We start from the raw sequence: 21,835 nt of genomic DNA, 5'->3' as shown, positions 1-21,835 counted from the left end.
AATAAAACTGCTTCACTGATCATTAGAAATAATTAACCCAATTAGGAGACAATAATCAATGAGAACAATAAAAATATATGATCGTGATGATCTAATCGAGATTTCCTTCAACGACATTAAAAAATATCATGGCTACGCAGCATATATGGCACTGGGTGTAGGCTTCCGTGTGGTTGAAGCCGCATTTGAAGCATTATATGGCGATGAAATTCCAAATCGCAAAGATATTTCGATTCTTTCCGGTCATGGTGGCCCAGGATTCCGTGATGTATTTGAATTTGTAACACGTGTAAAAACCCGTGGGGTATATACTGTTGATGCAAACTATCCAAAAGCACAATATGACCCCTACCGTCCTACAGGTTATGCTTATGTATTCACAAAAGAAAATGGCGAATCAGTAGAAGTGTTATTAAAAGAAGACTTCTTGCCACCGATTTTCTATGATTACTTGAAAAAAGGCCGAAAAAATGACTTCACTCCCGAAGAGTATGAAGATAATGAACGTTTAAAACAAGAGCTTGGTAATCTTGCATACGAAATGCCTATTGAGGATTTACTAATCATTAATCGCTTAAAATAGATTATAAAGGTTAGCAAATTACACATTACCTTAATATCAAAAATGGGGCGGTCTCATTAGTCCTTAGAAAAAAGGTGAAGAAAAACAGCTCGTTTTTCTTCACCTTTTTTCTAGTTATATGAATATTCATTGAAAGTAACTGATGTAATCCAGCTACCTTCATTAGATTATGAGCCATAGCTACAATCCCAAATTCCGTCTGGAAATTGACTTAGCTCCGAAGTGAAAAGCCCTATTGCCTTTGATATGACCAAGAACATTCCCACCTCTATTTTTCGTCGAACATGAATTTGTGCATTTGATTCAGATCAATGGTTCACTTTTGATTTCGCTTTGCATCCAATCAAGTTCTGTCGATTTTTTCAAACGGATCTTCGCATTTGGACTCCAAAAGTTCTTTAACGTCTCATGGACATGTTCGATGATGCGCGGAGCTGACAGATGATCTGCATCATTCGTTGTGTGGGCATCCGAGACAAGGGTGACATCATAGTCTAAATCAAAGGCTCCGCGACATGTGGAATCAACACAGTATTCCGTCTGTGCGCCACAAATATAAAGCTGTGTTACGCCTTGCTTGTCGAGTGTTTGTTTTAATGCGGTGTGGCTAAACGAATTCGGTACACGTTTGAAGATGGTCACCTCTTGATGAAGTGGGGTCTCAAGCCCTGGGTGAAGCTTCCACCCAGGTTCTCCCTTTTTCATCGGCCCTTCTTCGGATTCGTGTTGAATATAGATGATCGGTATTTGCTGCCCTCTTGCACGATGTATTAAATGGTTGATATTATCAATTACCTTATCGCGTTTATAGCTTTCTTCCATGACGGCCGTTTGCACATCAATGATCATTAAAGCACTCTTTCCCACCGGTAAGCACCTCCGATTTTCAATTCTTTTAATCATAACAAAACTTTGCCTTTTTATACACATGAACAAGCCAGAGCGCAAGATTTGGGTTCTGAAAGAAATACAAATGCCCAGCTTAGCGTAACTTGGGGCACCGGTGATCATCTGACAAAAAATCACATAAAATGAGCCAGGAAATGATTATGTATACGTACTCATTGTTTGTCCTTATTCCACTTATATGGAATTGCCGACCATTTAAATAACAAGATAATCAAGAACATGAAAAAACCGGTCAATATATTTTCTTTCCATTCAACCTCATTGTAAGCAATGAATTGCCATACGGATAATACAACATTATATATTAACGGAAATCTGATGCTTTCTTTAAATATGATATCACCCCCTACTTTCAGAAACTGAACTTCTATGCTCCTTTAAGTACATCCCATTACAAATCATATGTATTTTAACATAAATATCCATTTAATACGGTTATTTTTTGATTATCATGTACAAGCAATTCGTGAACGAAAAAGGAAAAACGTGCCTATGCGGTCACGTTTTTCCTTACATTTTATCAATTCGCATACAAGCGGTATTGGTCGCTTAATGTATCTCCATTACCGTAAATATAAGCTTTGGATCCGGATGTATAGGATGAGTCGTCGTACTGCCATTTCATTCTCAGTCCCATGTTACCACCTGCTCCATAGGTGTTTTTGCCATTTTTCTTAATGTATTGCGAAAAGCTGTCCCACGTCCTGGGCCCAACCACACCATCCGCTTTCAGGTTGTTTTGTTTTTGATATTTCCTTACACCCGCTTCGGTTTTCGGTCCGAATATCCCATCCACGTCAACGACCGCTGAATCGGTATAAAACCCCAAGACATTCAGGATATACTGCATGTTTCTGACCTCCACCCCATGAGTGTCCTTACGCAAAATAGAATTTTTATCCCAGCTATCGGGATGGTGGAATCCTCCGGCGGATGCGGATGCGGTGGAAATAGATATCCCTAGGGCCATTGTTAATACTACCAAACTAGTGAGTATTTTCTTCATGGAACCATCTCCTTTTTTTGTGCATCTTAACCACCTAAACTACTTCCCCTCAGCCCTTATAATCCCCTTCCGACCATTGTCCTGTTTTGAAAGCGTTTGACAAGCTTTCCTTACAATTCGTATATAACCACAAAATTGTTGGGACAATGCTGCCCTTCCCTTTTCACGCTCCCTCGATAACCACGAATAGTATTACATTCATGATGGTCATAATAAAAGCATTCTAGAAGTTATTCTCCAATTGCTTCACTGAAAGGAGGAAAAAATATTCCTGATCGAAGAGTAAATACAGGTTTGATTGTGTTTGGTACGATCATCATCCAAATAGGCCTGGGCACAATTTATACGTGGAGCTTATTCAATCAGCCCTTGGCTGACAAGTTCGGCTGGAAACTCAGTTCAGTCGCCATCACCTTCTCCATAACAAGCTTTGCATTGGCAGTGGCAACCCTCTTTGCCGGTAGATTGCAGGAAAAATGGGGGCTCCGTTCCCTTGTGGCTATAGCGGGAATCGTGCTTGGTACTGGATTGATCGCCAGTTCATTCGTTTCATCCTTATTGGTTTTATACATCACCGCAGGGGTTGTTGTCGGATTCGCGGACGGCTTGGCCTACATAACATCATTGTCCAATCTTATAAAGTGGTTTCCTGAGCGCAAAGGACTGATTTCAGGAATTTCCGTTTCAGCTTACGGTATGGGGAGCTTGTTATTTAAATATATCAACACATGGTTATTAAATAACGTCGGTGTCTCACAGACCTTCATGTACTGGGGAATCATTGTAATGGCCATGGTGCTGATTGGTTCGCGTTTTGTACGGGAGGCGCCGGAGCCAGCTGGAACTGATGCGTCCTCACTTTCAAACTCGAATAATTACACAGTCAAGGAAATGATGCGGACTAAAGAGGTATATCTATTGTTTGTCATGTTTTTTACCGCTTGCATGAGCGGACTTTATTTAATTAGCATCGCGAAGGATGTAGGTGTCCAATTGGCTGGATTGGATGCGGTCACTGCCGCGAATGCCGTAGCCATGATTGCCATCTTCAACACGATCGGACGTCTGATATTGGGAGCCCTTTCTGATAAAATCAGCCGGATGAAGGTGATTGCCTTCAGTTTCCTGGTCACCGCTGCCGCAGTTCTTGTATTGACCCTTGGGAATATCAGCTACGGTCTATTCTTCGCTTGTGTAGCGGGCATCGCCTTTTGCTTTGGAGGGAATATTACCGTCTTTCCTGCAATTGTTGGTGATTTTTTCGGTTTAAAAAACCACAGCAAAAATTATAGTATCGTATATCAAGGTTTTGGCCTTGGTGCCCTTTCCGGCTCGTTTATCGCTGCCATCATCAATGGATTTAGGCCGACATTCATGATCATAGCGGTATTATGCGTCGTGTCTTTCATCATTGCTCTCAGAGTGAAGCCGCCAAAACGCTAGCAAGGGAAACCGTTACTAACATTTTTATCTCTTAAGGAGGAAAAGAATGAAGCAAACAATCGCAGACTTATTAATTGAATCATTATTACAAGCAGGTGTGAAAAGGATTTATGGGATTGTTGGAGATTCCTTGAATGCCGTTCTCGATTCCATCAGGCGCTCCGGCAAAATTGAGTGGATTGGGGTCCGTCATGAAGAAGTAGCGGCATTTGCCGCAGGTTCAGATTCCTTCTTGAGTGGCAGCATCGCCGTTTGCGCAGGCAGCAGCGGCCCTGGGAATCTTCATCTTATCAATGGTTTGTATGATTGCCATCGTAGCCGGATTCCCGTTTTGGCTATCGCGGCCCATATTCCAAGCAATGAAATAGGCAGCGAGTATTTCCAGCAGACGCATCCTGAACAGATTTTCAAGGAATGCAGCCACTTCAGTGAGGTGGTTTCGAAGCCCGAACATATGCCTCGTATGGTCACAATTGCGATGCAGCATGCAGTTTCAAGAAAGGGCGTATCCGTTTTGGTTCTTCCGGGAGATGTAGCTGCTATGCCTGACAGTGAAACCGTCCCGGAAAAAGTAGTTCATGTAACGGAACCGTATGTCCGACCATCCGATGCTGAATTGAAAAAACTTGCAGAATATTTAAATCACGGCAAGCGAATTACATTATTATGCGGTGCAGGCTGTGAAGGCGCACACCCACAGCTGATGGAACTCTGTGATCGGTTGAAGTCGCCGATGGTCATCGCCCTTAGAGGTAAGGAGCATCTTGAATATGATAATCCTTACTCTGTAGGTCTTACGGGCCTGATCGGGTACTCTTCCGGCTATCACGCAATGATGGATTGTAATGTATTGTTGATGCTCGGCACCGACTTTCCCTATCGACAATTCTTTCCCAAGAAGGCTCATATCCTCCAGGTTGACCTTAGGGCTGAGCATCTTGGACGCCGGGCAAATTTGACGTTAGGGCTATGCGGTGATATCAAGAATACGGTAGAAGGCTTGCTTCCTTACCTAACCGAGACACATAGCTCGCGACACTTAGATAAATTTGTCGATCATTATAAAAATGTCCGCGAAGGACTTGATGAACTTGCGGTAGGAAAACCAGGCCACACACCCATTCACCCTCAATATTTAACGAAAATGGTCAGTGACCTTGCCAGCGAGGATGCCATCTTCACCTGTGACGTCGGTACACCTACCTTGTGGGCAGCCAGATACCTCGAAATGAATGGAAAAAGAAGATTATTGGGATCTTTTAACCACGGTTCGATGGCAAATGCCTTACCGCAAGCAATCGGGGCACAATGCTTCGATTCAGGCAGGCAAGTCATTGCCCTTTCCGGGGACGGAGGACTTTCCATGTTAATGGGAGATATGCTGACGCTACAACAGCATAACCTCCCCGTAAAGATCATCGTATTCAATAACAGTGCGCTAAGTTTTGTCGAATTGGAAATGAAGGCAGCAGGCTATCTGGAAACAGGTACAGAGCTTAAAAACCCGAATCTGGCAGCCGTTGCCGAAGCAATGGGTATCATGGGTATACGTGTTGAGGACCCGGCAGACCTCCAGGATTCACTGAAGCGGGCTTTTGAACACGATGGACCTGTACTATTGGATGTACTTGTGAATCGTCAGGAAATATCCCTTCCACCAAGAATCGAATTTGACCAGGCGCAAGGTTTCACATTATGGATGGTCAAGGCAGTTCTGAATGGTGATGGTAATAAATTGATTGAGCTTGCCAAAACAAACCTACTTCGATAGTCAGGTTGATTTGAAAAGGGATCCGCTCTGGATCCCTTTTCATTTAGGAAAGCTTGAACGGCAAAAAAGGAAGCTAGAATTGTTATTCATTATGTTGAAAAATCATTCAACAGCTTTTGTATAGCCCAATTTTCAAATTTCTATTGATATAAAAGTTGATGTCCACTTCCGGTGTCGTCGAGAAAAATCAGGTATGACAGCCGTTAAAACCATTATCCTCACAACAGATTGCTGTACGTGAGTAGTTGTACCAATACGGTTTGCAGGTGGTTTATGATGAACGAATGAGAGCTGTAGCAATCAACAATATGGAGCTACTCCCCTTGATTGGTTACTGGTAAAAAGGTGAAGCAGTCTCCAGCTATATTGTAAAAATACTGATGATACTAGGGGGCAAGGCTTGGTTAAATTCTGTTATGGAGCATGGATTCATCATAAGTATAACGCATCGATTGATTCGATGCGTCTTTACAAGTTGGCGGAGTAAAGCCGGTGTTATATTTTTTCAAAAAATGGAGTTTATGAGAGTCAGGAATGCAGGTTAATCGATTCTAACATTTTTTTGTTTTTTTCGGTATATCCATCACGCCAATTGGTGGAAAAGTTCATAATTCCTTTTCGTGTACACGTATCCCTCTAAAATGATTCTAGCTGTCCGTACGACTTTTATGGCACGTATGTGTCCTGCCAAGAAATCTACCTTTGTTTCCATTATTCCTGCCGGATGGGCCAGACGAAGGATTTCGTTCCTAATATTCACCATTTCAGATAAGATCGTATCCTCTAAGTACGCTCCTGCAGTTGTACAGATAGCCCCTGTTATAGCAAGCGCTTGATGTGGTTTTTGCATGGACATCATCCTGATCACTAAATCCATATCTTCCGCTTTCCTTTCCGTTCCTGTTACATCTACATAATTCATTGGAGGAGCAATGATGGTCATTTTGGGCACAGCAGGAGATTTGATCGTTGCTGCTTTCCTATCGGAAAATTGACACATTTCAGCTGCGATTGCTCGAATTTCTTCCAGTTCTTTTAGTTTTTCCTGTGAAAAGTCTGCAGGCAATTCGCTTCCGATCAAGCCGATATCATGGGCCCTTACAAAAACAAGAGGGTTGGCGACGTCAATTATTGAAACAGGAATCAGCCGGTCTTTAGTTTTGATCATGTCGATCGGGTTTCCTGTTGGGAAAAGCTTCCCGGTTACAGCTCCTTCTGCACGATTAAAAGAAAGGTATACAGGCGACCCTGTCCCAGGAACGCCTGGAATGGAGCAGCTTCCTTCTGTTTTCACTTGTCCATTCTCAACTTCAACTTCTGCTGTAATCAATTTCCGTGTATTTTTATTGAAAATCCTTACCGTTGTTACAGGTTCGATCGCCGGAACTAATCCCTGCTCGATGGCGTATGGCCCTACACCGGAAGAGATATTTCCACAATTCCCTTTAAAGTCCACCATTTGATTATCTATGCTTATTTGGGCGAATGTGTACTCCACCTCATAATCCTTGGAATCGGACTTCTTGATGATCGCTGCTTTACTAGTCAAAGAATTAGCTCCACCAAGACCATCAATCTGTCTGTGATCTGGGCTACCCATTACATCAAGTAAAAATGCTTCCCACTGGGAAGGATCAGAAGGCATATGTTCATAATTGAAAAAAACCCCTTTACTTGTACCGCCCCGCATCAATACTACTGGTATTTTCATTGCTTAAACCACCTTCATTAAATTTTTCCAGCACTACCAGTTCCTTTGAAAGTATAGTATGATAAATTTAATTATAAGTAAAATACATATTTTTTGAAAAAAAACCAAAAAAAATCTTATAATCAAAAAAAGAGGTGTATAGGATGGATGAAAAAGATTGGATAGCGATAAGGGTACTATATGAAGAAAAAAGCATCACTCGTGCCGCAGAACGTTTATATATTTCTCAACCAGCATTAACATACCGCCTTAAAAACTTGGAAAAGGAGTTCGGAACGAGTATTTTCTTTAAAATCAAGGGAGGAATTGAGTTTACTTCTGAAGGCATTCATTTAGCTGGTTATGCAGGGGAAATGGTCAAAAAGCTCCAACAAACCAAGGATTATATGTTGAATATGCAAAATGAGGTAAGAGGCACATTGCGATTGGGGGTTTCTAGCAACTTCGCTCAATATAAGCTTCCTAAATTATTGAAGAGATTTTCAATACAATTTCCTCATGTCCAATTTAACGTCAATACAGGATGGAGTACGGAAATTATGCACCTTCTTGATTCTTCGAGTGTCCAATTGGGCATATTACGGGGGAATTATGAATGGTATGGCATCAAAACGCTGCTGCATAAAGAAAGACTTTGCTTAATTTCAAAAAAACAAGTGGAGCTGGATAATCTGCCGGAACTTCCATTCATTAATTATAAAACTGATAGTTCGCTAAAAAACTTAATTAACGGCTGGTGGCATGACAGATTTTCGGAGCCTCCATTAGTTACCATGGAGACAGATCGGCAGGAAACGTGCAAAGAAATGGTTAAAAACGATCTTGGCGTTTCCATATTGCCGGAAATATGCATGCAGCCATCCGATAACTTGCATACATACGGCTTATCATACAAAAATGGAGAGCCTGTATTAAGAAATACATGGTTAATGTATAACCAAGAATCATTAAAGCTATCTTCCGTGAGAAAATTCATAGAGTTTTTAAATAAAAATGTAACTCTATAATCATAAAGCACAATGAAAATGAATGCCCATTTTCATTGTGCTTTTTATATTTTTCACTGGATTATAAGTTTTTTTTTATAAAAACATTAAAAATCATGTATTTTACTTATTTATAAATTTGTAATATTCTAAAAAAAGAAAGAGGTAGTTGGAAATTATCGGACTGATTTGGCATTGCACTCGATTTTTTGTAAGCGATTACTTTATAGGAGGGGATTATCATTCTTACTATTCTTGGTGTTTCAATGGTTATCATCTTTACTTATTTAATTATGTCCAAGCGTTTGTCACCGGTTACAGCCTTGACGATCGTCCCGATAGCTTTTGCCCTCATTGGCGGTTTTGGCTCCAAACTTGGGGATATGACGCTCGAAGGGTTAAAAGTTGTTGCCCCTTCAGCTGCCCTGCTATTGTTCGCCATCTTGTTTTTCGGAATCCTTATTGATGCAGGACTATTCGATCCCCTTATCAATGTCATGTTAAAAATCGTTAAGGGCGATCCAATGAAGATTGCAATCGGAACTGCCGTAATAGCCATGACCGTTGCGTTGGATGGGGATGGCACCACGACGCATATGATTACGGTTTCTGCCATGCTGCCGCTTTACTTGCGGCTCGGCATGAATCCCCTCATTCTTGCTACGATCTCCATACTTTCCGTAAGTGTCATGAGTGGGATGACGCCTTGGGGAGGTCCTGCCACAAGAGCAATTGCATCTTTAGGCTTAAATGCAAATGAATTCTTCATCCCGATTATCCCAACCATGCTGGCAGGCATGGCTTCCATTCTTTTTACTGCATATGTACTGGGAAAACAGGAGCGTAAGAAGCTTGGCATTGTTCAAATCCAGCATGCTCCAGGAATGAAGGCAGCTCTTGATGAGGCAGCGGTCGCTTCCGTCATGCGTGATGATTTAAAGCGCCCAAAATTAATATGGATCAACCTTCTCTTAACTCTCGCAGTCATGGTCGTCCTAGTAATGGGATTAATACCGGTACCCGTTTTGTTCCTGATCGGGTTTGTGATTGCATCTATGATCAATTATCCGAATTTAGAGCAACAAAGAGAACGAATCGTGTCCCATGCTGGCAACGCTATAACGGTTGTAACTTTAGTATTTGCCGCTGGTATTTTCACGGGGATTTTTTCAGGCACTAAAATGGTCGATGCCATCGCAAATTCATTAGTTGCCATCATTCCAGATTCTTTGGGCTCTTTCTTCCCTTTGGTCGTTGCCTTGACCAGCATGCCATTCACATTCGTCTTATCCAATGATGCTTATTACTTTGGTGTTTTGCCCATTCTTGCCGAAGCAGGTGCTGCGTACGGAGTGAACCCGTTGGAAGTAGCCCGGGCTTCAGTATTGGGCCAGCCGATACATTTTTTAAGTCCACTCGTAGCATCGACACTTCTAATAGTCGGAATGGTGAAAACAGATATCGGTGAACTGCAGCGACATGCATTTAAATGGGCCCTTATTTGTTCATTAGTCCTTATCATTGTTGCTATTTTGACGGGAGCTATCACCTGACCATCAAACCTTAAGAAAAACGGGACTACCGCTAAACCTTATGCGACAGTCCCGTATGGGTTACAGGATACTATTCGGATGCTTGCATGATCATTTTCACAATTCTTTTCGCAAGATTCATGACCGTGTATAGACGAGTATCATTTAAAAACTGCATTGTCGGCAACGGATCTAGATAATTGACCATTCCAACGATATGAAAATCCCCCACTTCCGGCAAAACTTTTTTTAGGGCTTTTCCAGGTACTAACGGTCCCTTTTTAAGGAGAACTTCACCCACTTGGTTTTGCTCACCTAAACAAGCATCCACACTAAAGATAAGTGGCTTTTTATATTGTTTATTGATTTCTTTTAAGGTTTCCTCCAAATTAAATGCATGTACAGGTTTTTCCAAGGTGCCATAAACACGATACGGCACTTGATGTTCTTTGAGCATCGTTCCTACTAAAGGGCCTAAAGAATCTCCAATTGAACGGTCTGAACCTATGCAGAGAAAGATGATATTCTCGTATTGATAATCTGGATTCCGGATAATCTCTTTCATTTTTAATGCCAAACTATCTAATTTTCCAGTTTGAAATTCCACAGATTTCTGCTCCTTTTTTAGGTATCGCCTTATCACTACAATTATTCAAATGAAAGAAATCAAATGAATGTAGAATCTGCACCCATCAAGATTGACGTGGTTGTCATTTCAGCAATGCCACGCAAGAACAGTCGTAGTAATGGCGATGCCCGTTACTTTTTAAACCATAAAAGCACACATGATCATCGAAATAACAAGGCTTTTCGTACTTAATAAAGCCACAATCATCTTCCTCCAATACTAGCTGCAATAAGAACCTGTAATACGATCATCACTGCATCCGGCCACCATGAAACGAAATCATGATTCATATAAAATGACGCGGATGATTGAAATACGGTAACTCCGACCATGCTTCCCATTAACCATGGAGCTGGAATCTTTAGATATTTGGCCAATTGATGACCGCCGCATGCTATCCCTATTAATAGCATAGTCCAAAGTAGCTTTCCAATTTCAAAAGATGAGGCAGTTTGGAAAGGATAGTGACTGCTTGACCACGAAGAGACCACAATATTTGCCCTTACTTCTTTCGCAATACCAGGCATGGCGGACAATCCCGCCTGGTGCTGTTCCAAAAAAACTAGTCAGCATATCCGTTTACTATATTTCCATAGAAGAAAAACATGAAGTAAAGAAAAAAAGACAGATAGTAGAAGCATGAGGATAATGGTCATCCAATGCTCCCTGAAAATATGTATTTTTTGACCTAGTTCAATTCCTATAATGCACTGCCCCATTAACAGCCAATATTTTGGGACTCCCCTTCGATTTGCAGCATGATTCAGTAATGAAGGCCTTAACAAGGATAATAAGACTGCCGCCAAAAACGTACCAATCATCCAACCGATGGAGATTCCGGTCTACGAAAGGAATAATCCTCCCAAACTACTTAAGACCATAAACTATAAACAGCCTTCTTCCGTCCATTATAAAGTGTTTCACAGCTGGTTCTGTTTCATATTACAAATATAGTATAATTTTAGAAATAAATATAATATTGAATTATTATATTTAACCATAAACATAAGTTATTCCTAATAAATAGAGGTGAAGTATTGTGGATGAAAGAGACTGGACTGTTCTCCAAACTCTTTATAAGGAAAAAAATATAACAAACGCTGCTCACGCATTATATATTTCACAGCCTGCTTTAACGAATCGATTGAAAGCGATGGAAAAGCAATTTGGAGTTCGGATCGTAAACAGGGGCCGCCGCGGGATTCAATTTACTCCACAGGGAGAATATTTGGTAAAAAGCGCTCAGGAGATGTTATGGCATATCCAAAAGATAAAAGAAACGGTTTTGAATATGGAGGATAAGCATTCTGGTATATTAAGGTTAGGCGTTTCAACTTTCTTTACGGATTATAAACTCCCTGGGCTATTAAAGCTTTTTAAAGCCCAATACCCAGAAATTGAATTCAAGGTAACAACAGGATTAAGCAGCCAAATTACCCACTTAATGCATAATCAAGAAGTTCATATCTCCTTTGTAAAGGGAGACCACAGATGGAATGATCAAAAAAAATTGCTTTTTGAAGAAAGTATTTGCATCGCTTCTAAAGAAGCGATCGATATCCGCCGCCTTCCCACCTTGCCTAGAATAGATTATCAGACTGATTCCTTGCTAAAGAACGATGTCGATAATTGGTGGGCTGAAAACTACTCCCAGCCCCCACTAGTCAGCATTAACGTGGATAAAGCTGATACATGCAAAAAGATGGTTGCAAATGGGTTAGGTTACGCAATCATGCCTACCATGATTCTGAATGACCTGGATAATATCCATAGAATTGAGATAAAAACAAAAAAAGGGGAAAAAATCATCCGTAAAACGTGGATGTTTTACCACAAACAATCTTTGGAGTTGAATATTGTAAAAGCTTTTGTTGAATTCGTAGATGGAATCGACTTGCAAAGCATTTCATAAATTCATACGGTTACGTTCACAAAATAAAGCCTATATTCAATGTTGATCAGCTACTTGTCTATTTATTTGCCTATATAAAAAAATACCCATTCCCCCTCCACTCAACAATAAAGCTGATCATTCCTTATCATAGGAAAATCAGCTTATGCGTTCTTTTGTTATTTCCGATTAAGAAAGGAATTCATCATGTTCAACTGGCACGGAATCAACCCCAGAAGGGAACATGTCCTTACGTATCCTTCGTTTCATTGGAAAATAATACAAAACAGCCGGTAAGAATAGCCCCATTGCCCAAGCTAAATCTGCCCCATGAAGCGCTCTTGCGGCTGGTCCAACATAAAAAGATGTATTGATAAAAGGGATTTCCGCGACAATTGATGCGACAAATGCAATGGTTGCAATCCAATTGATTTTCCCATACTTACCATTCACATCAAAGATATCTTTAACGCTATATTCTCCTTGGCGCAATATATAATAATCAACAAGGTTGATAGACGTCCAGGGGATCAAAAAATAACTCATAAAAAAGATGAAATTCATGAAAAACTCAAGGAAATTGCCTTGTCCCACAATGCATAAAGTGGTAGCTATGATCGTAATGCAAAGCAGGAACCCCATCCGAACTTTCGGTGTAACCCTGAATTTGAAAAACGGCTCGATGGTCGTAACCGAGGACATGAAGGCACCGTATAGATTAAAGACATTGATGGCAAGTTGCCCAAAGACGATCAATACAAACATGAGGATTGCAAAGTTTCCGAATAAGTGTGCTAAATTGCCTCCGGTGTTGTCGAGAAAACCGGGTATGGCAACCGTTAAAACCGCACCTAAAACCATCATCCACACAGCACCTATTACTGTACCTGTGTAGCTGTACCAAAAGGTTTTTGCAGGTGGCGTATGAACGGGCAGATAGCGGGAATAATCGGCAACGTATGGTGCATAGGATAATTGCCAAGTAACCGCAATACTAACAGACAGGAAAAAACCCGACAAGGCAAAATCATCGGGTACCCATTGTCCAGCAGGCACCGGTAATTGAAAGACGATAAAGGTCATGATTAAAAAAAGAAACAACGATGCAGCCGAAAACCATTTTTGGACCTTGTGAATGAGGTCATAACCATAAAGGGCGACGACAAAACAGATTGCACCGATTATCATTATATTCCACGATTGGTTAATGGGAAAAATGTTTGCTATCGTTTGGGCCGCCAGAAGTGTATTGCTTGCGAAAAATCCCAAGTAAATGAACATGACAAGGAACAAAGGGATAATGGCGCCAATGACTCCAAATTGGGCTCTGCTTTGGATCATCTGCGGGATTCCAAGCTTCGGCCCCTGTACTGAATGGGATGCCATGAATATGGCACCTATTAGGGAACCGAGTATAATGGCAGTCACACTCCAGAATAAGTTCAGACCCAGCACAATAGGAAGTGATCCTGACACAAGCGTAGTAATGTTCATATTCGCACCAAACCAAATCGGAAATAAATCCTTCGCCTTCCCATGTCGCTCATTCGCTGGAATATATTCAATACTTCGCTCTTCAACTTTCATATCGATTCCCCCTCGATTAGAACATTAACTATCCACATTCAAGCAGCAGTTGCCGGATTTATTTATTTTAGATTAATCCTCCGAAATGATTCCCGCCCCCAAATGGGCAAGCACGATTAAAGATGAAAAGGTGCTTGGTTTTCAACCATCCGTTATTTCAGAAGCCTTTTTGGGGAAGATAATCATATTTAGCACTTTACACAAAATCATTTAATTTTGCGTAAATCTCGATAAGATTATCGGGGGAAAATTGTAGTTGATCTGGAGATTGTGCCTCCCAGACATGATGCTTTTGATCACTCAACATTTTTCCTATTTGATCAGAATCATAAATTTTCAGATCATATATCCAGTTGGCCATCATCAATATTGCTGACATATGTGCGCCTAAAGTTGTCGTTCCACACATATCTTTAGCGAGATTAACTTGGTAATTACGATGATAGGCATCTAATATAGTAGCGAACACACAGCAATCCGTAAGGACCCCTCCAATTATCAAATGCTTAATGTCCAGACTTTTGAGTATCAAATCGAGGCTGGATTCATGAAAGCCGCTGTATCGGTATTTATCAATGATGATGTCATTTTTTTGAGGCTTTATCTCGTCTCTAATTTCTATAGCCTCCTTAGCAGAATGATAATAGATAGGTTCTCCTTCTTCATTGACCGGTTCTTTATTCGCGAGTCCAATACCATCACCCCTGCTTATATGCCGAGTGTAAATGATGGGTATCTCCTGATGACGGCAAGCACTAATAAGGTGTTTGGCATTTTCGATAATGTCATTCATCCCAACAACACTTGATGTACCGCCTTCCTTTTGGAGATCGATCAATAGTAGTGCCGTTTTTTTCTTTTCCACTATAGCCCACTCCTAAGTATCTTATCTTTTCAATTGCTATCGTTTCAGTAACATTGATATATACTTACATGCATGATTCACGATCATTTTATCTACCATGTACCATGCAAGAATGAAGTATAAAGAAATTTATTGTTCGACTTTTTATAGTAACGACCATTCCTTAAGCTCCAACCGACGAGACTTCTCAACGACATGTGGATCCTTTTCCGCCAATGTAAGGGCTTCTTCCATTGAATCTGCGATATATACGACTAACCCACCTGTACCATCCGCAAACGGGCCTCTTGCAAAAATCTTCCCTTTAGCATCCAATTCGTCTAAATATTTGATATGTCGAGGGCGCACTTCCATATTTTTCTCCGCATCAATCATATGCAAAAGCGCTGCATAATAAACCATGCTTCCCCACTCCCTAATTTCGATTCCAGATAACCAGCTTCATTTCAGTCATTTCTTCGACTGCATACTTTAATCCCTCACGCCCTGTGCCACTTTCCTTCACACCACCGTAGGGCATATTATCGACACGGAAGGTCGGAATATCGTTTATCAATACACCACCAACATGTAAATTTTCTGCTGCATCCAGTGCTGTATGCACATTGTCGGTATAAATTCCTGCTTGAAGGCCGTAGTTGGAATCATTGACCAAATCAATCGCTTCATCAATAGATGCGATCTTGTTTATCAGAACGATTGGTGCAAACACTTCCTGACAGGAAACCTTTAAGTGAGTATCGGCATTTAATATGACGGTCGGATGAAGAATATTGCCCTCCGCTATTCCACCAGTTGCAATCTTGGCTCCGCATGATTTTGCCTCCTCGATCCAATTGAGGGTCCTTTCCACATCATGTGCTGAAATCAAAGCGGAAACGTCAGTCTCTGGATCAAGCGGATCACCCAGGATCAATTGTTTCGTTGCTTCTATGAATTTATCGACAAAGCAATCATAGACTTCTTCATGGGCATAAATCCTTTGCAACGAAATGCAAACCTGCCCTTGGTTTGAAAAGGCCCCTGTCACACAACGGGAAATAATCTTATCAATGTCTACATCACGATCGATAATGACGGCTGCATTGGACCCGAGCTCAAGAGTCACGCGCTTCAATCCTGCTTTATTGCGAATGCCGATCCCAACCCCGGGACTTCCGGTAAACGTGATCATATTCACTCTGGAATCAGTGACCAGCTTATCTCCAACCACTCTTCCTCCACCCGTGACCACATTTAATGCTCCTTCAGGCAACCCTGCTTCCAACAATAATTCTGCTAGAAACAATGAAGATAGTGGCGTTTGACTTGCTGGCTTCAGGACGATTGTGTTTCCTGCAGCAATCGCCGGACCAACTTTGTGAGCGACTAGATTCATAGGGAAATTGAAAGGCGTTATAGCCCCAACCACGCCAATCGGTTCACGGACGGTGTAGCCCAGACGGTTCTCACCGCCCTGTGCGGCATCCAATGAGAGCGTTTCTCCATGAATTCGTTTCGCTTCTTCTGCAGCAAACTTATAGGTTTCAATTGTCCGGGCCACCTCTCCCTTGGCGGATGTTATCGGCTTGGAAGATTCTTTGGATATGATTTGTGCCGCTTCATCCGCACGCTCTTCAATAAGCCTGGCCAATGTTTCCAGGATTTTCGCACGTCGATGTGCCGGCATTTTTGCCATCACCTTCGTTGCCTTTTGCGCCGCTTCAATCGCCAAGCCGGTTTCTTCATCTGTAGCCATAGGGATTTCAGCGATTACTTCCCCTGAATAGGGAGAGCGAAGTGGACGATGCTCTTTTGCTTTCACCCATTTTCCATTGATGAGTAATTTTTTTGTTATAACGTTATCTATAATTGTCATATCAACAGCTACCCTTCACTCTTTGTATGCGGTTCATCTAACGATTAGAGGCAATCTTTGAAACAGTCGATGTCATACCTGGAAAATAAAATTCTTCTAATTTTACCGTTAATCCGCCATGACCGAATTTACATTGGCTATGTTTCATATCAGCAGTTCCCTTAATGAATTCGAGGAATTCCAGGATACTATTCCGTCTTTCCAGAATGTTATTCAATCCTTGCTTGTAAAACCAAGCATCGATGGTATTATAAACCCCTCTATTGATTCCGTATTTTTCATTACAAACGGATATAAAGGATAGATCAGTTAAATGAACGGTCTCTTCTGCACCCAATAGCAATTTGTTCCCTCCTTGCTACCTTGATGTTGAAATATTACATTTTGTAAAGCTAATCTTTCCCGTTAATTTAATTGGGGCTCTTGTTCAGTGCTTTTCAATGCTTTTTGCATAAAAACGACTTCTTCACTCAGCATGGAAATACGTTGCAATACTTCCTCATCAATCAACTCGTTTTGCGGATTGAAATGATCGTTATGAGCATAAACAGACCCAGGTGCAACAAATGCGCGGAAATAGCTGGCGATGGGCTTTAGCTGATTTTCCATCACTAAATAATGCTGATACGTTCCACCAGTAGCTACAAGACCCATCACTTTATTGCGGAAGTCATTTGGCGGCACTAAATCAAACAAGTTTTTCAGAGCCCCTGTTATCGATCCTTGAAATATGGGGGTCCCAATAATGTAAAAGTCCGCCGAGGTCACGATATCGATTACTTTTTTTGTATCTCCTTCATATGTTGATGGATTACGGCCATCACAAAATTGAACATCATACTTTTTCAAATCAAGCAGTTCAACTTCTATATCAGGGTGGTTAGCCCTTACCTCTTCTAAAACCTTTTCCACGACGACTTTTGTTTTCGATCCTATAATCGTCCCTGAAATACCTAGTAATTTCATGTCATTTCCCTCCTCATTTGATTTGATTTGAAATTCACTTCCACCATGGCTTCACTTACCTCATAATGAACGGATCAGGGATGGGTTCGGATGATGTATTGACCCAAACAACCTTGTCCTGCATATACTCATGAATTGCCTCATAACCGCCTTCTCTTCCGTATCCGCTTAAGCCGGATCCTCCAATTGCAGCAATCGGTGATATGCTTCGATAAGTATTTACCCATACGATTCCAGCACGGATAGCTTTCGCGACTCGATGGGCTTTTCCAATATCACTCACCCAAATCCCTGCCGCTAGTCCGTAATCCGTACTATTTGCTAGTTGAATGACCTCTTGCTCATCTTTAAATGGGATGACACTTAACACGGGACCAAATATTTCTTCTTTCGTGATCTGCGAACGATTATCTGAGTGTTCGAAGATCGTAGGTTCAAAATACCAGCCCTTATCCAAATGCTTTGGCCTTTTCCCGCCAAACACGAGTTTTCCACCTTCATCTAACCCGATGGCCACGAATTTCTCGACACGCTCCAATTGAGAGCTCGTAGCCAGCGGCCCCATTTCCGTATCATCAAGAAAAGGATCGCCAATCTTAATTTTTGATACACGGTCAACAAGCCTCTGCATCACCTCATCATAAATATCAACATGTAAAAATGCCCGTGAACCAGCGACACAGCTTTGTCCGGAAGCACCAAAGATTCCAGCAATGATTCCCATCGCAGCATTATCCGGATTGGCATCCTCAAACACGATATTAGGCGATTTTCCGCCGAGTTCAAGCGTTACTTGGGCAAAGTTTTGTGCTGAATTTCGAACGATATGCCGAGCTGACTCCGTACCACCCGTAAATGCAACACGCCTTACAAGAGGGTGGGAAGTCAATGTATCTCCAACAGGCATCCCAAAACCGGTAACGACATTGACGATGCCCCGAGGAAACCCGGCCTCTTCAACCAGTTTCACTAGTTCCAATAGAGATGCCGAAGACATTTCCGAGGGTTTTATGACAATTGTATTTCCAGCTATAAGAGCCGGAGCAAGCTTCAATGTTGTTAAATATAGAGGGGAGTTCCAAGGGGTGATGGCCGCTATTACCCCTAATGGCTCTTTAGATGTGAAAGCGAACATATCTTTTTTGTCAATTGGTAAGGTTCGGCCATGAATCTTATCCGCTAGTCCAGCATAGTAATAGAAAAATTCAGGCAAATAACTTACTTGTCCGCGCATTTCCCGGATTAATTTCCCGTTATCCATTGATTCCACTTTGGCAAGTTCTTCGGAGTGTTCCGCAATTAGTTCACCAAGCCGCCTAACGAGACGTCCTCTTTCAGTGAAGGTCATATTAGACCATCCTGAACCCAAGAACGCATTATGTGCAGCTTGAACGGCCCGATCCACATCTTCAGCGTTTCCTTTGGCAACTTGGCACCATGCTTCTTCAGTTGCAGGGTTGTAGCTATCAAAATATTCACCACTTGATGAATCCGACCATTCCCCGTTTATATACATCTGATACTTCTTCAGCTCGTTCACTTCCTGTCACCCCTCTACGTTCATTAATGTTTGTTTTTCAATGAAGGAACGAATGGCTTCATTCACGATATGGGAACCCTCAATCGGGAGCATATGCTTCATATTTGGTACAATCATCATTTCTGAATTGACGATTTTTTCATGCAATTGTTCAGCCATTTCGGGATTAGATCCTATATCAAGCTCACCGGTTATGATTTGGGTGGGCACCTTGATTTGTTGAATCCGGGGCCATAGTTCTTCGTCCGCCGTTGCAAAGAGTGTATAGGAAGCTGAATATGAAGCATGATCATTTGTCTCGAGCCTTTTCCGGATTTGATCTACCAATTGTTTTTGTCCATTCAGGAAACTTGGACTGAACCAACGTTGAATGGCTGGTTCGATCGTTGCCATGGGCCCTGTTCTTTTCACTTCTTCAACTCTTTTCAAAATGGCCTTTCGCTGCTCCTCCGTCCGCGTGGCCACTGCATTCATGATTGTAAGCGTTTTAATTTTTTCTGAATATTTTAATGCAAACGCCGAAGCGACCATACCACCCATGGAAAAGCCGACAATATGACATCGGTCAATTTTCAAAGAATTAATTAACTCAGCTAATTGTTCAACAAACTGGGGAAGCGTATAGGGACCTGGAGGGTGCGATGACCCTCCGTGCCCTACCATGTCATACACGATGACACGGAAATGCTTGGACAAATCCTCTACTTGCCTTGTCCACATCGTATGATCAAGACCAACTCCATGAATAAGGATAAGAGCTTCACCGATTCCCTCCTCTTCATAATGGATCGAATCTTGCCCATTCCACGCAGTCGGCATTAAACTAGCCCCATTTCAACCATATCCTGATGCCTGTTTCCTGTTCTTGGGTGCGGTCGGCCTCCTGTAGAGGCACCAATGGCGACAACGATTTCATCGGCCCTCGGTGCATCGGGAATGGAGGCTTCGAATGTGATGAAATGAGAACGCTCAGACTCATCTGTCTTATGCACCATCGGGATGAGAACTGGAGATCCTGCGCCGCCGCGTTTGTTAGTGAAGCTTAAGATGCTCGTGCCTTTTACGGCATCGCGGAATTTGTTACCGAATTTTAACGTATGGATAAATGCAGATGCATGTTCAACTTCCCCATCGACCCCCACTACCGCAGCTTTGCCGAATGCTTCTACCTCATCTGCAGAGCCGATATGCTTAAATAGTTCAGCGACTAATAGTTCGCCTATTTGCGGTGCATATTCATCAATCTCCGGTTTTAAATTTTCAACATACCCTCTCCCAGCCCACGGGTTTTTAATCACCGCCATCGTTGTTATCATCTTGATTGGATTTTCTACCTTTTTACCGCCTTCAATACGTGTTTCTTCAACTGCTGTATACACTTTGCGAATATTCAACATTTACATTACCCCCAGTTTAGTTTCTGTGAATCTTGGCATAACTTCTTCCGTAAACAATCTTAAGCTTTTCATCATTTTGTCATGTGGCAGTCCGTTGTGATTGACCCAAAGTAATAGTGTTTCCAAATTCAGTTCGGCCTTCAATTCTTGAATCTTCCCCGCTACATAATCAGGTGTACCAAACAATAAATTCCGCGGATGCAGGAATTCGTAATTCAACTCTTGCCCTTCTTTTACTGTTTCGCCCGGATCCATGAGATTGCCCAGCCCTCTCCAATGACAAATCCACCGATAATTGTTCAATACCGCTTCTGCCGCATCTTGACGAGCCTGTTCCATTGTTTCAGCTACATATACATCTCGTACTAATGCAATTCCATGACCTAGCGGCACCTCATAGCCTTTCGCTTTGGAAGCCCTTTCACGATACAGTTCAAAGCGTCCTTTCAATTCTTTAACCGTAGGCATCCAGAACATTCCTTTAATATCGTTTTCTGCAGCCAATTCGATCGAACGTGGCGAATCAATTACTTGCCATAAAGGAAGAGAATCCTGGTAAGGTCTAGGCATTAGGGAAATTTTATTGATTTCACCTTGTTCCATATCCATGAATTCCGAAGTGGCCGGGCTCATTGGATGGCTCCACTTTAGTCCTTTTGGAGGAAATTGATAGATGTCACCTTGATGTGAAAAGAAACGGTTTGACCAAGCTTTCTTTAATACCTCTAATGTTTCTTCAAACAATGCCCGGTTTTGTTCCTGGTTTGCCGGATCTGCCAATGTGTTTAAATTTGCTGCTTCCCTTCCGTATAATCCCCTTGCGAGGCCAACCTCCACACGACCCTTACTTAATTGGTCAAGCATCGCTATGTCTTCGGCCAAACGTAATGGATGCCAGAATGTAGCGACATTCGCAGCCTGTCCAATCCGTATATTCTTTGTCCGGGCAGCAATATCAGCACCCATTAGGATCGGGTTGGAAATTAATTCATTGCCTTCATGTCCAAAGTGGTGCTCTGTATACCAAATCGAATCATATCCATTTTCATCACAATAAACCGCTTGCTCGCGGGCCTCATCCAACACTTTATAATATTCATCATGCCTGCCTTGTCCGGCTAAGTTTGCAAAAATCCCAAATTTCATAACTCATTCCCCCTCC

The 21,835-nt window shown here is 41.9% G+C and carries 21 protein-coding genes; 6 read left to right on the top strand and 15 right to left on the bottom strand.

The genetic code is table 11. From position 1 onward, the window contains the following. Positions 1–58 precede the first annotated feature (58 nt). On the top strand, positions 59–583 hold the full coding sequence (locus ABE28_RS04215) for a hypothetical protein (RefSeq protein WP_064461979.1): 525 nt from the start codon (positions 59–61) through the stop codon (positions 581–583). A 303-nt stretch (positions 584–886) separates the two neighbouring features. Here ABE28_RS04215 and ABE28_RS04210 read toward each other — a convergent pair whose 3' ends face one another. Beyond that, positions 887–1,450, bottom strand: a complete 564-nt coding sequence (locus ABE28_RS04210) for a cysteine hydrolase family protein (protein ID WP_064461980.1) — start codon at positions 1,448–1,450, stop codon at positions 887–889. Between the two features lie 562 nt (positions 1,451–2,012). Next, on the bottom strand, positions 2,013–2,498 hold the full coding sequence (locus ABE28_RS04205) for a peptidoglycan-binding domain-containing protein (RefSeq protein ID WP_064461981.1): 486 nt from the start codon (positions 2,496–2,498) through the stop codon (positions 2,013–2,015). Between the two features lie 267 nt (positions 2,499–2,765). Between ABE28_RS04205 and ABE28_RS04200 the strand changes: the two genes are divergently transcribed. Together ABE28_RS04200 and poxB are read left to right on the top strand one after the other, a co-directional pair. After that, a complete protein-coding gene (locus ABE28_RS04200; RefSeq protein ID WP_064461982.1) occupies positions 2,766–3,941 on the top strand; it encodes an L-lactate MFS transporter in 1,176 nt (391 codons plus the stop codon). 46 nt (positions 3,942–3,987) lie between these two features. Next, positions 3,988–5,712 carry a ubiquinone-dependent pyruvate dehydrogenase gene (poxB, locus tag ABE28_RS04195; RefSeq protein ID WP_064461983.1) on the top strand — a complete coding sequence of 575 codons (1,725 nt, stop codon included), beginning with the start codon at positions 3,988–3,990 and terminating at the stop codon, positions 5,710–5,712. 583 nt (positions 5,713–6,295) lie between these two features. On the opposite strand, the gene ABE28_RS04190 is transcribed toward poxB, so the two are convergent. After that, positions 6,296–7,423: a 2-methylaconitate cis-trans isomerase PrpF family protein gene (locus ABE28_RS04190; protein WP_064461984.1), complete on the bottom strand. Its 1,128-nt coding sequence runs from the start codon at positions 7,421–7,423 to the stop codon at positions 6,296–6,298. Positions 7,424–7,566: 143 nt separating this feature from the next. Here ABE28_RS04190 and ABE28_RS04185 point away from each other — a divergent pair, with 143 nt between their 5' ends. Both ABE28_RS04185 and ABE28_RS04180 read left to right on the top strand, forming a co-directional pair. Continuing rightward, on the top strand, positions 7,567–8,430 hold the full coding sequence (locus tag ABE28_RS04185) for a LysR family transcriptional regulator (RefSeq protein WP_064461985.1): 864 nt from the start codon (positions 7,567–7,569) through the stop codon (positions 8,428–8,430). A 221-nt stretch (positions 8,431–8,651) separates the two neighbouring features. After that, positions 8,652–9,962, top strand: coding sequence for a CitMHS family transporter (locus ABE28_RS04180; RefSeq protein ID WP_064461986.1), 1,311 nt, complete (start codon positions 8,652–8,654; stop codon positions 9,960–9,962). 70 nt (positions 9,963–10,032) lie between these two features. Here ABE28_RS04180 and yyaC read toward each other — a convergent pair whose 3' ends face one another. Together yyaC and ABE28_RS04170 are read right to left on the bottom strand one after the other, a co-directional pair. Continuing rightward, positions 10,033–10,548 carry a spore protease YyaC gene (gene yyaC / locus ABE28_RS04175; RefSeq protein WP_257390700.1) on the bottom strand — a complete coding sequence of 172 codons (516 nt, stop codon included), beginning with the start codon at positions 10,546–10,548 and terminating at the stop codon, positions 10,033–10,035. Between the two features lie 224 nt (positions 10,549–10,772). Continuing rightward, positions 10,773–11,096 (bottom strand): AbrB family transcriptional regulator, encoded by a 324-nt coding sequence (locus ABE28_RS04170; protein ID WP_064461987.1) that lies wholly within the window; start codon positions 11,094–11,096, stop codon positions 10,773–10,775. Between the two features lie 512 nt (positions 11,097–11,608). Between ABE28_RS04170 and ABE28_RS04165 the strand changes: the two genes are divergently transcribed. Further along, on the top strand, positions 11,609–12,481 hold the full coding sequence (locus tag ABE28_RS04165; RefSeq protein ID WP_064461988.1) for a LysR family transcriptional regulator: 873 nt from the start codon (positions 11,609–11,611) through the stop codon (positions 12,479–12,481). A gap of 168 nt (positions 12,482–12,649) precedes the next feature. Here the strand turns inward: ABE28_RS04165 and ABE28_RS04160 are convergent, their stop codons facing one another. The 10 genes from ABE28_RS04160 to ABE28_RS04115 all read right to left on the bottom strand — a co-directional run bounded on the left by ABE28_RS04160 (position 12,650) and on the right by ABE28_RS04115 (position 21,819). Beyond that, positions 12,650–14,047, bottom strand: a complete 1,398-nt coding sequence (locus ABE28_RS04160) for a purine-cytosine permease family protein (RefSeq protein ID WP_064461989.1) — start codon at positions 14,045–14,047, stop codon at positions 12,650–12,652. 196 nt (positions 14,048–14,243) lie between these two features. Further along, positions 14,244–14,912, bottom strand: a complete 669-nt coding sequence (locus ABE28_RS04155; RefSeq protein WP_064461990.1) for a cysteine hydrolase family protein — start codon at positions 14,910–14,912, stop codon at positions 14,244–14,246. 144 nt (positions 14,913–15,056) lie between these two features. Further along, positions 15,057–15,314, bottom strand: a complete 258-nt coding sequence (locus ABE28_RS04150) for a YciI family protein (protein ID WP_064461991.1) — start codon at positions 15,312–15,314, stop codon at positions 15,057–15,059. 13 nt (positions 15,315–15,327) lie between these two features. Next, complete coding sequence (locus ABE28_RS04145; protein WP_064461992.1) at positions 15,328–16,770, bottom strand: aldehyde dehydrogenase family protein; 1,443 nt, start codon at positions 16,768–16,770, stop codon at positions 15,328–15,330. Between the two features lie 37 nt (positions 16,771–16,807). Next, on the bottom strand, positions 16,808–17,113 hold the full coding sequence (locus tag ABE28_RS04140; protein ID WP_064461993.1) for a hypothetical protein: 306 nt from the start codon (positions 17,111–17,113) through the stop codon (positions 16,808–16,810). A gap of 62 nt (positions 17,114–17,175) precedes the next feature. After that, positions 17,176–17,736, bottom strand: coding sequence for an NADPH-dependent FMN reductase (locus ABE28_RS04135; RefSeq protein WP_064461994.1), 561 nt, complete (start codon positions 17,734–17,736; stop codon positions 17,176–17,178). 55 nt (positions 17,737–17,791) lie between these two features. Beyond that, a complete protein-coding gene (locus ABE28_RS04130) occupies positions 17,792–19,276 on the bottom strand; it encodes an aldehyde dehydrogenase (protein ID WP_257390698.1) in 1,485 nt (494 codons plus the stop codon). 6 nt (positions 19,277–19,282) lie between these two features. After that, positions 19,283–20,095: an alpha/beta fold hydrolase gene (locus ABE28_RS04125; RefSeq protein WP_064461995.1), complete on the bottom strand. Its 813-nt coding sequence runs from the start codon at positions 20,093–20,095 to the stop codon at positions 19,283–19,285. Then, positions 20,095–20,673, bottom strand: coding sequence for an amino acid synthesis family protein (locus tag ABE28_RS04120; RefSeq protein WP_064461996.1), 579 nt, complete (start codon positions 20,671–20,673; stop codon positions 20,095–20,097). The genes ABE28_RS04125 and ABE28_RS04120 overlap by 1 nt, the downstream gene beginning before the upstream one ends. Then, on the bottom strand, positions 20,674–21,819 hold the full coding sequence (locus tag ABE28_RS04115; protein ID WP_064461997.1) for an LLM class flavin-dependent oxidoreductase: 1,146 nt from the start codon (positions 21,817–21,819) through the stop codon (positions 20,674–20,676). It abuts the gene before it with no gap. Between the last annotated feature and the right edge of the window lie 16 nt (positions 21,820–21,835).

Origin of the sequence: Peribacillus muralis (genome assembly GCF_001645685.2) — a bacterium.
GTDB classification, from domain to species: domain Bacteria; phylum Bacillota; class Bacilli; order Bacillales; family DSM-1321; genus Peribacillus; species Peribacillus muralis_A.
This window is presented reverse-complemented; position numbering and strand designations above follow the sequence as displayed.

What these genes read in the sequence shown, in the direction of transcription:
- ABE28_RS04170 (WP_064461987.1), bottom strand. Translation starts at nt 11,096, where the DNA reads ATGCCTGGTATTGCGAAAGAAGTAAGGGCAAATATTGTGGTCTCTTCG.
- poxB (WP_064461983.1), top strand. Translation starts at nt 3,988, where the DNA reads ATGAAGCAAACAATCGCAGACTTATTAATTGAATCATTATTACAAGCA.
- ABE28_RS04145 (WP_064461992.1), bottom strand. Translation starts at nt 16,770, where the DNA reads ATGACAATTATAGATAACGTTATAACAAAAAAATTACTCATCAATGGA.
- ABE28_RS04160 (WP_064461989.1), bottom strand. Translation starts at nt 14,047, where the DNA reads ATGAAAGTTGAAGAGCGAAGTATTGAATATATTCCAGCGAATGAGCGA.
- ABE28_RS04135 (WP_064461994.1), bottom strand. Translation starts at nt 17,736, where the DNA reads ATGAAATTACTAGGTATTTCAGGGACGATTATAGGATCGAAAACAAAA.
- ABE28_RS04185 (WP_064461985.1), top strand. Translation starts at nt 7,567, where the DNA reads ATGGATGAAAAAGATTGGATAGCGATAAGGGTACTATATGAAGAAAAA.
- ABE28_RS04120 (WP_064461996.1), bottom strand. Translation starts at nt 20,673, where the DNA reads ATGTTGAATATTCGCAAAGTGTATACAGCAGTTGAAGAAACACGTATT.
- ABE28_RS04150 (WP_064461991.1), bottom strand. Translation starts at nt 15,314, where the DNA reads ATGGTTTATTATGCAGCGCTTTTGCATATGATTGATGCGGAGAAAAAT.
- ABE28_RS04125 (WP_064461995.1), bottom strand. Translation starts at nt 20,095, where the DNA reads ATGCCGACTGCGTGGAATGGGCAAGATTCGATCCATTATGAAGAGGAG.
- ABE28_RS04205 (WP_064461981.1), bottom strand. Translation starts at nt 2,498, where the DNA reads ATGAAGAAAATACTCACTAGTTTGGTAGTATTAACAATGGCCCTAGGG.
- ABE28_RS04115 (WP_064461997.1), bottom strand. Translation starts at nt 21,819, where the DNA reads ATGAAATTTGGGATTTTTGCAAACTTAGCCGGACAAGGCAGGCATGAT.
- ABE28_RS04190 (WP_064461984.1), bottom strand. Translation starts at nt 7,423, where the DNA reads ATGAAAATACCAGTAGTATTGATGCGGGGCGGTACAAGTAAAGGGGTT.
- ABE28_RS04215 (WP_064461979.1), top strand. Translation starts at nt 59, where the DNA reads ATGAGAACAATAAAAATATATGATCGTGATGATCTAATCGAGATTTCC.